A 16,552-nucleotide genomic window follows, 5' to 3' on the forward strand; every position below is an offset into this window, starting at 1 on the left:
CGACCTGCCTCCCCGCAGAAGGGATGCCAGATCGGTCGCGACGGACTCGCGAATACGGGAGACGCCCCAGTGGGGGAAGAGAAGACACGTCAATGACAGCACTAAATACCGACGCCGATTCAAACGACCGACACGTCCTGTCTGGGACGGTCGACGCGTTGCTCGTCGACGATGACGAAACGTGGGCCAGAACGCAGCGGCGAGTCCTCGAGCGGTACTACGACGCCGTCTCAGTCTCGACGGCCCACACGCTTCAAGACGCCCTCTACGCCCTCGAGACGGGTTCGCCAGATTGTCTCATCTGTGACTACCAGCTCGGCGACGGCACTGGGCTCGAATTCCTAGAAGCGGTCAGACGCGACCACCCGAAGCTGCCGTTCGTGCTCGTCACCGGACAGGGGGACGAATCAGTCGCGAGCGAGGCGATCCGAGAGCGCGTCACCGACTACGTTAGAAAGGACGATCTGGCGAGTCAACCTGACCTCCTCGCCACGCGGCTTACGTCTGTCGTGGAAGCCTACCGAACGGAACAGGCACTTGAACGCGAACAACGGAGCAAAGACGCGTTGCGCAGACTGGTCACCGCCAGCACGAATAGACAAGAACTCGGCCGGGGCGTCTGTCGTCACTTCGTCGACGAGCAACGGTACGCGTTCGCGTGGATCGGCGTCCTCGATCGCAACGGCGCGGTCGTCCCGTTCGCCACGGCCGGCGACAACAGCTACCTTGAAGCGGTCCTCGAGCCCGGTACGAAGCCTGGTCACGGGACCGAGCCAGCGGTGACAGCGCTCGCACGCGGCGACACAGTCGTCGAATCGCTGATAGACTCCGCCAGCGAACCACCGGAGTCCGTCAATGCTGAATCGAGAGCTGAAGACGCAGACTATGAGCCCGATTCCAGCGAAGGGATCGACGGGGCCCAAAGCATAGCACAGTGGCGACAAGCGGCGCTCGAGCACGGCATCGGCTCCGCGATGGCGGTCCCCATCGAGTACGACGATGTCCAGTTCGGCGTGCTCGCTGTCTATGACAACGGAGTCGCGTTCGACTCCCAAGCGAGAGAGCTGCTCTCCGAGTACGCGGAGACGGTTGGCTACGCGTTCCAGGCAACAGAGTGGCGACGGGCACTGTTCTCCTCGACCGCCACGTCCCTCGAGATCACCGTCGCGGACGAATTCTCACCGCTCGTAGCGCTCTCCCGCGAGCTGGCGCGAACGGTGACAATCGAGGTCGGAACCGTCATTCCCAGAAACGACGATGAGGTGCTCTATCTGGCCTCCATCTCGGGTGCATCTGCGAGCTCGATCGAGGATGCCGGTGAAGCCGTCGCATCCGTACGCTCGGTCGAGGTGTACGAGACCGGCGACCCCGTTCGATGCGGGCTCGTTGTCGAGACACCAGTACCCGAAACGGTCCTCGTTGAGGTCGGCAGTCGATTCCGGCGAACCGTCGTTGCCGACGGTCAAATGCGCATCTCGGCCTCTGTTCGGGCTACAGAGGCGGTTCGTCCCGTAATCGATCGTCTTGAGGACGCGTTCGCCGACGCATCGGTAACGACGGTTTGGTCCGATCACTCCCAACCGGAGGACCCCGACGGGGGTGGGCTGGAACGACTGACGGACCGGCAGCGTCAGGTGCTGGAACTGGCACTCAACGCAGGATACTTCGAGCGACCGCGCCGGCACAACACCGGCGAGCTTGCGGCTATGCTCGATATCTCTCGAGCGACGTTCACTCAGCACCTACGAGTTGCGCAATCAAAGGTGTTCGAGGAACTGGTCTCTGTGTGAATCAAGTTCGTCGACTGATCCGCAATCTATCAGTCATTGACAGACGACCACCTCACCAATGATCGTTTCGACCGACCCTATTGAATCGCCAGACGGAGTCGCATTAACCCGTTAGAACTAGGGAGCGCTGTATAGTGGCAACCCGCGGTGAGTAATCTCTGACGGGGAACATCCAGAACGTACTGGGGCGTCAGCTAGCTGTTATTCGACGCAGGAAGCGCTCAGACACCTACTCAGCAGATCGCTGTTTCGTGTCTTCGCGAGTGAGACAACTATGACGAACGATCTCGAACCACTTGCGCCAGAAACAGCCAGACAAATGTACCTTGACGAACGGCGACACGAACTCGCGGATGCAACCTTGCAGTCACACGACTACCGACTCGAGCAGTTTGTACAATGGTGTGAAAGTGAGGAAATCAACAATCTAAACGACTTCTCCGCGCGAGACATCCATCGCTTCCGAGTCAAGCGGCGAAACGAGGACGAACTTGCCACGGCGTCGATGAAGGGACAGTTGGCGACGTTACGTGTCTTTCTCCGGTTCTGTGTGAGTGTTGATGCTGTTCAATCAGGACTCGATGAGAAGATTATCCTGCCAACAACTACAGCAGCGGACGCACGCGACGAATTGCTCAGTAAGGATCGGGCTCAGAAAATACTGGATCATTTGGAACGGTATCGCTACGCAAGACTCGAACACGCGCTGTTCGAAGTACTCTGGCATACAGGTCTACGAATCGGGGCTGCGACCGGAATTGACGTCGAAGATTACGATCCAGATGACCAGTACCTCGCTCTCGTACACCGACCGAATACTGGGACTTCTCTGAAGAACGGCTCGAAAAGCGAACGACTAGTCGCACTGAACGAACGTGTTTGCCGGGTTCTGGACGACTGGCTCGCAGTTAATCACCCACGGGTCGTCGATGACTACGGTCGAACACCGCTATTCGCTACGAAGCGAAATCGTCTCAGCCGTAACCGTGGTCGAACAATTGCATATCAGTATACGCGCCCGTGCATATACGAGAACGACTGTCCGCATAACCGAGACATCGAGGAGTGTGAAGCACGTCCAACAGAGTACGCGCACAAGTGCCCATCAGCGCTGAGTCCACATCCTGTTCGAAGGGGTTCGATTACACATCATCTTCAATCGGATACCCCTGAACGAATCGTGAGCGATCGGATGGATGTTGGTATAGACGTACTGGAGCGACACTACGATCAGCGATCCGCTAGAGAAAAGCTTGAGCAACGTCGCCGATATCTTCCAGACGAATAGTATCAATAGTCATTTTCGGACAACAAACATACTATTCGTCTTCTGTTTAGAGCAGAACCAGCAGACAGCAGTTGCTTATCGGCGTTCCTTTCTGGAAGGAATGAGGAGGGGAGTCTGTGCGTATTTAAGGGGTGAGGGTCCGCGAGATGCGCCGTCAGGACTCGCGCCACTTATGGCCACACTCGACGCAGGTTAACAGCCGAACCTCGTAGGAACCGCCCGGCTTCGGCATCATCCCGTAGTAGGCCCGGTCGCTGTCGCAGTCGTCCGCTGGACAGGGCTCCTGCATCGTCTCGGTGGTGCCTTGGGTCGTGTCGGCCACGGCAGGTGCCCCGTCGTCCCGCTGCCCCTCCCGGATCGCCATCGCCGCTTCCGCTTGCGATTCCCGCGGGTCCTCGTTCTCACAAGAGCGACACACCCACGTGTCGCCCTCCGTGTGCATCATCGAACCACACTCGTCGCAGAATTGCATTATAAATGAATCTACGCACGTGGCAGATATAGGTTTTTAATTCAACTACGTTCAGAAATCAGCGAGCTGTAACGGTCATTCACTAAGAGCGTCAAAATCATCCTCGGATTGTGGTACGTGGTACCGAGTCGAATAACCTTCCTCGACAATCTCAGCGGATTTCTTATTCACTTTCCACGTCGATATACTGGCGATAGAGGTCCTCCGTAACATCGTGTATCTGTTCGCCTTCCAAGGGAATGGCGTCGCCGCACCATTACCGTAGTTCCTCTGTTATCACCGGGTTAGCGTTGTCTTTCAATGGGGTCACGAAGTAGCCGCCGTTTTCGTCAATCAGCGCGAAACGGCAGTAGCAGAGGTACGCCCGATCAAACAGAACGAGGCGATCTTCAAGCCGCGGCCCTGTGGCGAATTGCGTACTGTCGTGGGTTTCTCGTCGGTGACGGTGTAGTCGTCGATGGTTTGATCGGTGATGTTGTGGAGCAGGTGGAGTCGTGCTTCAGCCTGCTCCTTTTTGCGGCCTGCGAAATCGTCGGTAAGTAGCTCGTGCAACCACAGGACAGTGCCGTCTGCACTGATAATGTCCCAAAGCGGTTGATCTCTCGGGAGGTGGTGTCTGGAACCATGATCTCGTCGAAGACGCGCTCGACGAGGTCACTCAGATACTCCGCGAGTTCTGGCGTCAGCTGTTGGTAAAAGCCACTCGGACAAAGTGTGTCGTCGGCGGTAGCGTTGTAGCTGCGCCGGAAGTCAGCAAGAGAGCGACTCTCCTCGGTGGCAAACCGAACACGAGCGACCAGACCAGCGGTGGCATCTGGAGTTTGCGGTTGCGTTCGGCCACGCCAACCTCTTCGGCGTGGTCTTCCAGCATCAGAGAGGGAAAAAGGCTAGTAAGGCGACGCTTTATCCGGCGTGAGGAGGCTTCTTGGTACACACAGTCGCTTCCTCATTCCTTTCAGAAGGGAACGCCGATAAGCAACTGCTGTCTGCTGGTTCTGCTCTAAACTGACGACGAATAGTGCTCTGGATTTTCTTGCTGATGTTCTTCAGCTGTACGTTCAACCTTCCGCAGTTCTGTTGCTGGTTCGTCCCAATTGCATGTCTCACAACTTGCCCGCAGCACCATACTCTTCGATACTTTCCCAGTACACGTTAATCGTTATATGAAATTATACTTTAATAGAAGATCTCTGAGAGAGTGTATTAAAGCCGGAATCGGTGTGTGCTCTAGAGTCTCCCAACCGAAATCGATAGTTTCTGTGAAACCCTATATGATTGATCTCGAACTCCTAATAGTAAATACAGTGCGTTTAAACCTTATTCAATCAGGAGCGTTTATCACTCGCGATAGATGCTGATACCGACCACTGCCGTCCAGAGGTAGAGGATCGGAAGGAGGAGCGTCGCGATATCGAATACCACGTGCCCCTCGGAGCCACCACCGACAGCAGAGACGAGCGAGATCACCGCGAGAACGACCGTGAGCGTCCCGAGTCCGACGCCACTCCAGTTAACGTATCGGTGGGTAAGAGCTGTCCGATTGAGAGCCCAGCTGAACAATGCAATTCCGCTTCCGAGGAGAATAGCGTACATAAGCAGGTGGCCAGCGCCAAACGGAACGATAATCGAATCAACGACGGCATCGTGTTCACCCTCCTGTGCACCCCGCACGTCTACGTACGCCCACGTCACCCACTGAAGGCCATGAAGGACACCTAGCCCAAGGACGCCAGCCGACAGATAGCCGGCGAGCCCGCGTCTCAGAGCGGGAGTCCATCGAAGGAGCGCGACTACGCCGAGCGTTAAAATTACAATCGCGAGCGCCCATAACGCGTGGCTAAGCATCCCGAGCGTCGGAGAACCCGATGGCGGTGTGTCGGTCTGGATTACGATGATCCCACCGAGAAAGAACGGAAGACCAGCGGTGATCAACGCTCTACTCGCGAGCGAAACATCCTTTGTTGACTTCTGTCCGGTTGATGAGGGCGAGTTTTGGGGATTTTCAGACATGTTCTTGCTAGACGTAGACTGTGGTATTTGTTAACCGTTAGTAAACTACGCTATTTCACTAAATTTGATAAGAAGCGAATGCTGTGAAAGAGGATCCACACTGATGCCCTCAGCCGCGAAGCATCATTGGGCAGAACACGGGAATTAAACGGTGATATTACTCGTCTTCTTTCTTCTCTTTAATCTCCTGTAGTTGTCCGATCAGTTCATCGGCCGAGCCACCAGTCTCGACGGTCATCTCTCCCTCATATTCGTTCTCGTGGACGTTTACAGCAGTATCTTCGGCGTCTTCATCATCCACATTCTGTTGCTGCTGCTCAGATTCGTCGTAGCTACCAAAACCCATATTATACGTTTTACAGGCCAGACGTATATTTCTAGCGGTGCAATTGTCCAGAGCGTTGGTATGCCATATCCCACGGGTACCGCAGAAGATGCAGCCAATTGTCAAGAATATATGAAAACATCCGTTGAAATAGTTATGAATATTTCGATGTTTAGAGGGAGTTGGTCTTTGGTTACCTATGCTTGGGTCACAACCGATCGAAAACGATAGCCCACTGTTTCACATCGACGGCTATTTGACGATAGACTCACCGGTATTACTCGAGAGGTTTCCCGGCTTCTAGCTGTTCGCAACCGTTAGCCGCCGGATTGATCATCCATGACGAGCGAACTGCAACTCGATTTCGACGTTGACCCCGAAAGCCAAATCGAACTGTTAGCCGAGATCGTCCGTGAAGAGTACCCGCCAGCAAAAGTCCGAGATGTCGAAGAAGTAATCGCTGTCGACGGCGGCCCCATCGATTACCTCGGATGGCTCGCACTCGAGGACTACGAAGAGCACTGCTTTTTCTACAAAGATGAGGAGCCCGACCAGCAGGCACTTCGCTGGCTACTCTCGATCTCACCCCAACAGTCGGATATGCCACAGCTCAAGCGGTTTCTTCGACAGTCATACGAGAGCTATGCCGAAAGTGATCACGGAGTGGTCATCGAAATTTCGGATACGTTTCTTCCCGGAAGTACACCGAAAGCGAACATTGGGTTCTATCACAATCCGATCACGGACGATGTCAACTCCGGTATAGTTACGACTCCGGTGAATCAGCAAAAAGAGATCTTAGCGGACGTTTCGAAGTTGGTTCCGGCCAGAGATCTCGAGACGTTTGTGTTGAATACCGCACGGACACTTCGAACGGAACTCCGCAAAGACGCAGAACGGCATACACTCGAAGGGGACGTGAGTTCGATTCTCGAGCAGGATCCGAATTTTCGACGAGAAACGGTCCGTGACCTCCCTCAAGGGATTCATCCGGGGTACGTCGGTACTGAAGTGGAACTCTGGCAAAAACCGGTCTCACGGATTGATTATCTCGATGGGGCGCAAGGATTCGTTCAAATCTGGATGCCGATTGCCGACGATGATGTCTGCCTACTATCAGTCACTCGAGGTGAGTTCAATCGAGAGTCAGCGATAGACGAAGTTCGTTCTACACTCTCTAATAAAATTCAGCAATAATAACATAATCGGATTACAACTGGACAGCAAGAGGGGAGAAAGTACCCGAATCCAATACAGCGAAACGTATTTACGGACGAAAGAAAAATAGATATACAACTTCGGCTGCGGTTTCATTTCCTTCGGTGCGCCACTCAAGCGCTATTCGCTGGCGGTGATCGATCTGATCGCACCGAATGGAGACAGTGGACGCATTTCAGTAGTTCACCGCCACCGGGGACACGAGAACGGCACAGCAGACCATGACATCAGAATTTGACCTACCCTGTTCGGAATGTGAAGGAGACCTACGAGAGGCGACCATCAATCCACACGAACTCGGGATCCAGATAACGAACGATACTCCCGTTCTCGTTGCTGAATGTCGGGATTATGGTGAGCGACACTATCCAGCGCAAACGCTCAGAGAACTCGGACGCCACAAATCACAGAAGTCGTGAACGGAGCAGTATCGAACCGGTACTAATCACACAAATACATATATGACTCATTTCAAGACAGACGACTGGACGACCACCGAGTCACTCATCGATTTCGATGGGATACCAGACACAATTTCGAGCAGTTCGACACTCTGTATCGCTAAACCAGCACCGCTTACGGAACATGCACTACCAATGCGTATTACAAATCGGTATGCGGACCGCGGCGATTGTCGAATTATCGTAACGTCATCGGCCGGTGCTGAAGAAACGATTCGGCAACAAAAGGCGATCGAACCATTGGAAGAGTCTCGGATCGGTGTTGTCGATACCACAGCTAACGACTACCTTGCAGCCCTCTATCAGGAAAACCCGACTATTTCTCTTCCACATTCAAGAGAATTAACGCAACTTTCTCTTGCAGTATGGGATTTGCACGAAACGCTTTCGGAACCGTGTGAGAAAACACACATAATCATCCAATCACTCACACCAATACTTGCTGAAGGGCGTCTTGAAAGCGTAATAAACGTACTCGAGCGATGGATCGAGCAACAACGAGCTACTTCCAGCCTCACTGTGTTCAGTATCGAGTATACTGAGCACGACGAAGCCACGATGGTTGCACTCGAAAGGCTCGTCGATGGAATCGTCTGGGTCGAACAGACGGAGAGACAGAAACTTCGACTCGACTATCAGCGGGCACGAGGCCGAGAGCAGTAGCTAGCCTATTGACCGGCAGTAACTCGCACAAGATTTTCGTTTAGGTTGCTTTCTTAGAATCGTATTTTAAGTACTTCGACATCCACCTTCGGACAACTCACATGAATATCCAAGATTTGACCAGCACTCGCACCCTCCAACTCTATAGGCATTGATAAGGTCCATTTCAATGGTTCATGGGAGAAACAATCAAAGTAATCGAATTGGTCGGTACCTCAACTGACTCGTGGGAAGACGCCGCGCAGAATGCGTTAAACGATGCAGATGAATTACTCGAGAATCTCAGTGGAATCGAAATCGAATCACAGACGGCAGACATTGAAGACGGACAGATCGAACGCTACAAAACAACAGTCCACGTGGCGTTTGCGCTGCAGGATCGATGAGTAAAATCGATCAGTTCGTCTCTTTTACTGGCGGAAGATACAGTCCTGTTACGAACGTATCTCGTCGAAATGCTGTTTGCAAAGGAGGTTGTTTCTCTTGTGCGTTAGTTCGTTCCCAGCTTCACCGGCGTTCGTCTCTGTCTCGAGCGTTACGTACTCTGTTGTCCGGTTGCAGTCGGAATAGCCACACGTTCCTGCAGGACCGACTTCGACACCACTCCAGACGAGATCGTCTTCACAGTCGACACAGAGTTTACCGACAACAGTGTTAGGGTCAGTATCAACTGCAATACTGAGCAGTCGATCTTCAGTTTTCTCACACCGTAAGCACTCTTCCATATTTTCTGGTAAGGAATTACAGACCAAAGGTGTATTCCTATCCAGCTCTCGCATACATGTGCTATTATTTGGATATGCTGTCGTGTCTTTTGTTTGGTTAAACACTGTGTGATTCACTCTGAAATCTCAGGAGACAAACTCAACTGTTTCTGAGCCTGATGCGTTGGACAGTCTCTAATCAATCATAACAGACAAGTAAAGCAGTAGTTCGGAGGGACCACAAAGCATATTCCATTGAACAATGACACATATAGTAGGAAGGTGGACAGCGGGTAGGGGTACTCGCGGTTTCTGTCCACCAATTTATCGCCTATATTGAGAGGGTTGTATCTATCCAAGCATTAAAATCTGTTTTAGCTGACTTACAGATTTAGACATGGAAACACAGTACGACCCTCGTGAACAGAATAGCATGACCGCTCTGTCGAGACGGAGATGTCAGGGGAAGCGGAACGTCTCCAGATTCTTCGGCTGGTGAGTCCTAATATTGTGCTTCTGGTAGAGGGCTGAAGAGAGTTGGTCCGTCGCCTGATCGTCACCGTGAACGCAGAGAATCGTTTCCGGTTGCGGATTCATCTCTTTGACATACTGTTCAAGCCCGTTCCGATCTGCGTGGCCTGAGAACCCGCTGACGGATTCGATCCGACAGTGGAGTGTGAGGTGATTTGCGCGCCCCTCGAGCGTGACCTCCGTGCGACCGCTTTTAATTCTCCGACCGAGCGTCCCGTCTGCCTGATAGCCGACGAAGAGCAGCGTATTGTTCGACTCCGGACCGAGTAACTCGAGCCACGACATGATCGGTCCACCAGTCACCATCCCCGATGTCGAGAGGATAATACTCGGTTCGTCGCCAGCGATCTCTTCGCGCATCGGTTGACCACCGTCGACTTGCTGGAACTGATCGGCCATGAACGGATTCTCATCCTCGTGAAGGATTCGCTGTCGAAGTCCGTCGCGGAGGTACTCCGGATACGCCGTATGAATTGCGGTCGCTTCCCGAATCATCCCGTCGAGATAGATCGGCATCGTCGGTATCTCGTCCTCCCGCATCGCCTCCTCGAGGACGAGCATCAATTCTTGTGACCGGCCAACGGCGAACGCTGGAATGACGACGATGCCGTTCTGGTCGTACGTTTCCCGAATTATCTCCCTGACCCGTGCCTCACTCTCGTCCGTGTCCGCTTGGAAATCGTTTCGGCGACCGTACGTCGATTCCATAAACATCGTTTCGGCTCGAGGGAAGTCGTTAATGGCGCCGTTGAACAGCCGTGTCGGTTCGTAGTGAACGTCGCCGGAGAAGACGATATTGTGGAACCCATTCCCCACGTGAAAGTGGGCCGTTGCACTTCCCAAAATATGCCCAGCATTATGCATCGTCAACTTGATATCCGGTGCGATATCGGTGACAGCGCCGTAGTCAACCGGGATCGTATGTTTGATCGCTTGTCGTACTTGCTCACTCGCGTACGGCGGTGTTCGCCCTTCTTTCGAGGCGACGTCGAGATAATCGAGTTGTAGCAGCCCCATCAGGTCCCGTGTGGGTTCCGTCGTATAGATCGGTCCGTCGTAGCCGTATTTGAACAATAGTGGCAGTAGCGCACTGTGGTCCAAATGAGCGTGTGTCAGAACCACAGCGTCGAGTTCCGTGAGCGGCATCGCTTCCGGGACGTGAAGGTACGGTACCTCTCCTTCAGCACCGGGTTTGTCTCCGCAATCGATGAGTATCTTCGTATTTGGAGTGTGAAGGACGAAACTCGCCCGACCGACTTCCCGACAGCAACCGAGTGTCGTTACTCGGACCCAGTCGACGTCTTTGTCGGGAGAACCGTGAATTTTCTCGCCAACGTTCGCGAGGAAGTCACGTCGTTCAGCTCGTTCTTGTGTGAGGTAGTTCCTGACGTTGTTTACCGTCGACGATTCCATCGGTGGTGTCCGGACAACTTCCGGATTCCACCCCACCTCCTTCGTAATCTCGCGGACCGTACTTCCGCGTTGGCCGATCACTAACCCCGGCTTTTCGGCATTGATGAAAACCTCTCCAGTTGACGACTGAAACTCGAGATTCTGGATGTTCGCGTTTTCGGGGACGACATCATGAATGACCTCCTTCGCTTTTGCTGGACTCGATTGCGTTCCCGGGACAGGTCGAATCGTTACCCGTTTACGGAGTGCGTGGGCAAGCGTTCCGAGAATATCGTCATCTCGTGCGAACTCTCGAGGTGTTTCAGTATAGATGACAAGATCTGGACCTTCGTATTGGACATCGGTGACATCCAGATGAGAGGGAACTTCGTTTCTAACGCGTTCGTGCAAGTCGGAATGGATCGTGTCGTCGCTCATAGATAGGATCGCTGTCTCACCGGTGATCGCTTCCCTCTCGCTCATAGACCGACAACCAGAATCTCTCAGGGATGATCGGCCAACCAAATATACGAAGAGGGCTGATGAACTGGTAGTAGTGACTTTGTCAGGAGGAATAAAAACCTTCGTACCGCGGAGCGCGTTCTATGCCACCGATACACATGATGGTAACTTTTAAACGCAGGCGTCCGCTTCATTCAGGTAACGAGCCGGTTTTCCACGCCCGATGAGGCCTCTTGGCTGAGGGCAAGCTGGCAGAGACCCAGTTCCAACGTCTTGAAAAACCTTGGCCATGTTATCCTCACGATTTGGAGGTCGTGAGTGAACTACCGTGGGCCTCTGCCTGCTGTTTCGCCTCAACAATAATCTGAACCGACAGCGATGACTAACGGAGAAAGAGAGGCAATATTATCGCTCAAGCAAAGAAGCAGTTATTTCCGAAAGTGTAGCGGCTCGGCCAGTACCGTCATCATAAGGGGCTCAGAGGGGTAACTATTCGTCATCGCCGCCACAGATGTATCCCCGAGTGCGAGTGATTTGAGTCTTGGCTTCTGCAGTCAAAATCACAGCTAGCATAAGCCGGTAACCAATGGTTCGCCGATATGAGAGACCACAATCATTAGTCATGATCTTATTGATTTTTATTTTCAGATGTGTTTTAGCGAAGAACACGCGCTCACTACAGATGCTCATTGGGCGTATTTCAGTTGATATTTTTACTCGAAAATAATTAGTTACAGAACCTTCTTATGGAACTCTCTTCCCATTCGGGTGGCGCACGGTCGTACAATATTAGAGTTCCTGTTCTGTTGGCTCTGGCAGCGTAAACGAAAAGGTTGCTCCCTCGCCGGGTTCAGACTCAACCCAGATTTTACCGTCATGACGTTTGACAATCCGTTCACAGAGCGCTAACCCAATTCCGGAACCGGAGTGATCGTCGTGGGGAACATGGCTGTGGAATACGTCGAAGATACGATCTTGCTCGGCGGGGTTGATACCTACACCTTCGTCTCGAACTGACACGATCCAGTCTGTACCGTTTTTTTCGGCGGAAACGTACACCCGTGGCTGACTATCTCCGCAATAGTCGATCGCGTTTTTCAACAGGTTCTGGAACACCTGCCGAAGTTGGCTTTCGTCGCCGCGGACGCGAGGCAACTCTTCAATCTGCACCTCGGCGTTACTCTCTGTAATTCGGGGGTCGAGGTCTCTGCGTACGTCTGCAATCACGTCATTGAGATTAACCGGTTCAAGTGATTCTCCCCGAGAATCTACCCGCGAATAATGAAGCAAGCCGTCGATCATTGCACTCATTCGGTCGGCTCCGTCAACGGCAAATTCGAGAAATTCCTGTCCGTCGTCGTCAAGTTCGTCTCCATAGCGACGCTCGATGAGTTGCAGATACGACGAGACCATTCGCAGTGGCTCTTGGAGATCGTGCGAGGCGGCGTGGGCGAATTGCTCCAAGCGTTCGTTCGACTCCGCGAGGTTATTCACTAACTGTTCAAGTTCGTGCTGGTAGGTTTTATCTGCGATTGCTTCGGCGAGAACGTTTGCGACGCTCTGGACGAAGGCAACGTCCTCGTCGGTAAACGATTTGGGGGCCATATCGTGGGTGCCCAAGATACCCCACGGCTCGTCAATTGGCCCAATAACCGTACTGATGCCGCTACGGACGTTATGACTCGTCAGCAATTCCGGGCCGCTAAATCGCGATTCCGTTTCAAGGTCTTCAACGACAATCGGGTGGTTGTTCTTCAGCGTGTACGAGGCTTGAGAGTCGTCTTCAACGGCAGAGATCGTCGCTTCGCCAACAAATCCGTCCTTCCACCCGACACCTTGGCGAAGGAGCAGTTCTTGGCGTTCCTCGTCGAGATCGAGTATCTTGCAATACTTGTTGTCGAGAACGTCCGCCACTTGACGGGAGGCTTCGTGCATGATCTCGTCGAGGTCATCAGTTTCGAGTGCGAATTGCCCAAGGTCGGCGACGACCTGTTGCTGTCGAGATCGACGCTTGAGTTCCAACGCACGAGTTTCCGACCGTGCGTCGTTAATCCCCCCGGCAAAAGCGGGGACGAGTACAAATGCGGTGATAGCGAGGAGTGCTCGAGCAGGGTTACTGATAGCTGTACCGGGTGCGAAGTGGTAGAGAGTGAGGATGCCGCCCAGAATACCGATAGCACCGAGACACCATTTTGTAATGGTCGGATAGAATTGGGGGGTTACGTCAGTCCGTGGTAGCCAGTAGCCACCAAGAAGGAGGACGACACCCGGCACGCCAATAAAACCGGAAATGAAGAGAGAGTCCACCACAGGATCTCCTCGCACGATTTCGATATAGGCCAGTCCGATTGCAAACAGAATATACAGAACTCCGAGGCTAATGATAGCTCTCCTACCACCGAAATCGGACGCGATCGACTTCCACGTATCCACGAGAGAACAGTTGGTACGGAGGGGTATTGTGTGTTCTGTATCAAAATAATTCAGCCCTCTCTTCTAGGTGGTGTTCAGATAAGGTTGAAGGAGTGAGGCGTGACGTTTTCAAAGTGACTTATGCCCGAAAACGCACGCCTCAGTCCTAGTATCGGCCAGATTGACTTGGGTTTTGTGGAGCGAGAGGCAACACCGCGACTGTTGATGAAGCTCAGTATTCAGCTTCATCTCGCTGGACTCTCGCTTTCGAATACTGTTCGTATTCTCGAGATATTCGGTGTTGATCGAGCTCGATCCACCGTCCATAACTGGGTTCACAAAGCTGATCTACAGCCAGATTCTGGTCGAGATCCGGATCAGGTTGCGGTTGACGAAACCGTGATCCGACTCAATGACGAGCAGTACTGGCTGTATGCTGCGGTCGATCCCGAATCGAACGATTTGCTTCATACACAGCTTGAACCGACCAGAACCAAAGTGATAGCAAGTTCATTCATTGCGGAACTGCGCGAGAAACACGACGTCGACGACGCCGTGTTTCTCGTCGACGGCGACAAAGCACTGAACTACGCCTGCCAACGACATGATCTCGATTTCAGATACGAACGCCACGGAAATCGGAATAGCGTTGAACGTGTATTCCGAGAGGTAAAGCGACGAACTTCTTCGTTTTCAAACTGCTTTAGTCATGCACACGCGGAAACAGCTGATGAGTGGCTTAGATCGTTCGCCTTTGCATGGAATCAGCTTATCTGAACACGATGCTCTTCTACAAGCATATTTATTAGCCGCATGTGATATATTGTCTCGTCCGCTCATTGCTCTGGTACTCATTACGATGCTTCTCTCGCGAACAAATTGAGATCTTAGAAAATAGCTTCAGATCTGGGGCCGATTCGGTAACTGTTTCACCTGTACTGAGCGATTTGGTGCGCTGTATAGTGGCGATCAGCGATGAGTCATTTCTGCGAGTGCGCGCGTGGAACTGAGAGTCTGATCCGCCGAGCTAGAGCGTGTCAAACGAGTTGATCACATCACTCGTCGAGTACGTATCGACTAGGTTCTGTTTGTCAAAGTCAGAATCGTCGCTCCAGATGGCCCTATTACTGGCGATTGCACACGCGAGGTACAGCACATCGTCGGGGTCGGTGTCTCCGATAGCTGCGTCTGCCTTCTCGATAGCCGGATAGAAGTCGTCGGCAGGGATGATCTCAATGTACTGGAACAGGAGGTCAATGAACTGTGCCACTCGATCCGGTTCCATTCCGGATTTCTCTACGATCAGGTCTTCGTAGTTCTCGATTTCGTCGTGGACAAACGCGGGCGTCAGGAGATCCGGTTCGAGTGTAACGATGAGCTCCCGCGTTTTCGAATTGGCGATGAGTGCAGAGATGACGACGTTGGCGTCAATGACCAGCTTCATTCGTCGAGTCTACGCCGATTCTTCTTCGACGCGCTTGCGCCCACGTTCGTTGATTGTATCGGCGATTTCCTGAACATCGCGCTCGGTAAGTTCGCTCTCACTGGTGAGTTCGTCCATCATTTCGAGCGTCTCGATCTTTTCTTGGATGGCCTGTCGTGTGACCTCGCTCCAGTTGATCTCCGGGTGCCGTTCCATTCGCTCTTTGAGATTGTCGTCCACGTTGACTGTGATACTGGGCATACAGGAATCTATGTGGGCACAGAATACTGTGTCTTTCGGTGCATCCCGTGTCAAGCGACATCGAGTTCCTCGCACTAGATAGGACGGGAGAGTTCGAGCCGATAGACCTACAAAGTTCCAAATTCCACTGGTTCAGAAACCTGCACATTCTGGATTGTCTCGTCAGATCGAAGAAGTATGTAATAGAATAAGTGCCGCTTTTGGCCCTCAGAGCGCCTTCTACACCAATTCTCTCAAGCCATGGGCCCTGACGGGGAGCGTCCAGAATGTGCTGGGGCGTCACCTAGCTGTTATTCGACGGAAGAAGCGCTCAGACACCTGCTAAGCAGATCGCTGTTCCGTGTCTTTGCGAGTGAGACAACTATGACGAACGATCTCGAACCACTTGCGCCAGAAACAGCCAGACAAATGTACCTCGACGAACGGCGACACGAACTCACAACTGCCAGCGTGTAGGGACAGCTGGCGAAACTTCGATTGTACCTCCGATTCTGTGCGACGGTCGATGCAATCGAACCAAGGCTCGTCAAACACACGCTGATATTCGCATTAGCCCGAAAATTGACTACCGGATAGTGAGAATCGGAAACTCCAGTGAGCTCCCAACACTGTTCGATAATCATGGAATCTCGGCGTCTTCATCGTGGAGTCGATTTATGTTACTTGCTGTGGTGACAGACGCTGTAATGTCTGAGCGGACCTTTGGAACAGCGCGAGCGACGAAGGGTTTCGGTATCTTCGACGACCACGAGACAGACTGGACGTGACTCCGAACGCTGGCACAGATGACCGAGAAGGGTGCTGAAGTCGGCGAGTGTCTCTCGGCTGCTCGGCGAATCAACGAACGCGACATCGAGAGTTGGATTTCGGAATGGGCAACCCTCGCGGAACGTCTCGAACAGGATGCCGAGGACGCTCTCGACAAAGGTCACGAAATCAGTGCTCGAGAATTGTTCCTCCGGGCACAGAATTACTACGGGGCCGCTGAATACGGTTGCTCTCCGTCTCACACCCGGTTTTTCGAGCTGTGGGAAAAGAGTTAGGAGTGTTTGGCTCTGTCGAAATCCTCAAAACATGATAGGTTTGGCACCGTCCGCGGTAAGTACAGGTGAAGGACTTACCACTGCGGTCGCGTCGCAA

General features: G+C 52.9%; 13 protein-coding genes and 1 pseudogene. 6 read left to right on the top strand and 8 right to left on the bottom strand.

All coding sequences use genetic code 11. From position 1 onward, the window contains the following. Positions 1–92 precede the first annotated feature (92 nt). On the top strand, positions 93–1,790 hold the full coding sequence (locus NATTI_RS0122870) for a bacterio-opsin activator domain-containing protein (protein ID WP_006091334.1): 1,698 nt from the start codon (positions 93–95) through the stop codon (positions 1,788–1,790). A 274-nt stretch (positions 1,791–2,064) separates the two neighbouring features. Further along, positions 2,065–3,078, top strand: coding sequence for a tyrosine-type recombinase/integrase (locus tag NATTI_RS25825; protein WP_006091335.1), 1,014 nt, complete (start codon positions 2,065–2,067; stop codon positions 3,076–3,078). Between the two features lie 154 nt (positions 3,079–3,232). Here NATTI_RS25825 and NATTI_RS0122880 read toward each other — a convergent pair whose 3' ends face one another. From NATTI_RS0122880 to NATTI_RS0122895, 4 genes and pseudogenes are all read right to left on the bottom strand, one after another. Then, entirely contained in the window at positions 3,233–3,550 is a 318-nt protein-coding gene (locus NATTI_RS0122880; protein WP_006091336.1) for an RPA12/RPB9/RPC11 RNA polymerase family protein, read from the bottom strand. Between the two features lie 166 nt (positions 3,551–3,716). Continuing rightward, positions 3,717–4,421, bottom strand: a pseudogene (locus NATTI_RS27200) (IS4 family transposase); the annotation flags it as partial. A 467-nt stretch (positions 4,422–4,888) separates the two neighbouring features. Then, positions 4,889–5,560, bottom strand: coding sequence for a hypothetical protein (locus tag NATTI_RS27205; protein ID WP_241434369.1), 672 nt, complete (start codon positions 5,558–5,560; stop codon positions 4,889–4,891). Between the two features lie 157 nt (positions 5,561–5,717). Then, the gene (locus tag NATTI_RS0122895) at positions 5,718–5,906 is read right to left on the bottom strand and encodes a DUF5786 family protein (protein WP_006091339.1); all 189 of its coding nucleotides are present in this window, start codon (positions 5,904–5,906) and stop codon (positions 5,718–5,720) included. Positions 5,907–6,224: 318 nt separating this feature from the next. On the opposite strand from NATTI_RS0122895, the gene NATTI_RS0122900 reads away from it, so the two are divergent. From NATTI_RS0122900 to NATTI_RS0122910, 3 genes are all read left to right on the top strand, one after another. Further along, positions 6,225–7,082 carry a hypothetical protein gene (locus NATTI_RS0122900; RefSeq protein WP_006091340.1) on the top strand — a complete coding sequence of 286 codons (858 nt, stop codon included), beginning with the start codon at positions 6,225–6,227 and terminating at the stop codon, positions 7,080–7,082. 482 nt (positions 7,083–7,564) lie between these two features. After that, positions 7,565–8,227: a DUF7504 family protein gene (locus tag NATTI_RS26285; protein ID WP_152423968.1), complete on the top strand. Its 663-nt coding sequence runs from the start codon at positions 7,565–7,567 to the stop codon at positions 8,225–8,227. 176 nt (positions 8,228–8,403) lie between these two features. After that, complete coding sequence (locus tag NATTI_RS0122910; RefSeq protein WP_006091341.1) at positions 8,404–8,613, top strand: dodecin family protein; 210 nt, start codon at positions 8,404–8,406, stop codon at positions 8,611–8,613. Between the two features lie 777 nt (positions 8,614–9,390). Here the strand turns inward: NATTI_RS0122910 and NATTI_RS0122915 are convergent. Both NATTI_RS0122915 and NATTI_RS0122920 read right to left on the bottom strand, forming a co-directional pair. Further along, the gene (locus NATTI_RS0122915; RefSeq protein ID WP_049806295.1) at positions 9,391–11,292 is read right to left on the bottom strand and encodes a beta-CASP ribonuclease aCPSF1; all 1,902 of its coding nucleotides are present in this window, start codon (positions 11,290–11,292) and stop codon (positions 9,391–9,393) included. An 813-nt stretch (positions 11,293–12,105) separates the two neighbouring features. Beyond that, on the bottom strand, positions 12,106–13,749 hold the full coding sequence (locus tag NATTI_RS0122920; protein WP_006091343.1) for an ATP-binding protein: 1,644 nt from the start codon (positions 13,747–13,749) through the stop codon (positions 12,106–12,108). A 120-nt stretch (positions 13,750–13,869) separates the two neighbouring features. On the opposite strand from NATTI_RS0122920, the gene NATTI_RS25835 reads away from it, so the two are divergent. After that, on the top strand, positions 13,870–14,505 hold the full coding sequence (locus NATTI_RS25835; RefSeq protein ID WP_081630556.1) for an IS6 family transposase: 636 nt from the start codon (positions 13,870–13,872) through the stop codon (positions 14,503–14,505). Positions 14,506–14,755: 250 nt separating this feature from the next. On the opposite strand, the gene NATTI_RS0122930 is transcribed toward NATTI_RS25835, so the two are convergent. Together NATTI_RS0122930 and NATTI_RS0122935 are read right to left on the bottom strand one after the other, a co-directional pair. After that, a complete protein-coding gene (locus NATTI_RS0122930) occupies positions 14,756–15,172 on the bottom strand; it encodes a PIN domain-containing protein (RefSeq protein ID WP_006091345.1) in 417 nt (138 codons plus the stop codon). Positions 15,173–15,181: 9 nt separating this feature from the next. Next, entirely contained in the window at positions 15,182–15,412 is a 231-nt protein-coding gene (locus NATTI_RS0122935; protein WP_006091346.1) for a hypothetical protein, read from the bottom strand. Positions 15,413–16,552: the final 1,140 nt, after the last annotated feature.

Source organism: Natronorubrum tibetense GA33 (assembly GCF_000383975.1).
GTDB classification, from domain to species: domain Archaea; phylum Halobacteriota; class Halobacteria; order Halobacteriales; family Natrialbaceae; genus Natronorubrum; species Natronorubrum tibetense.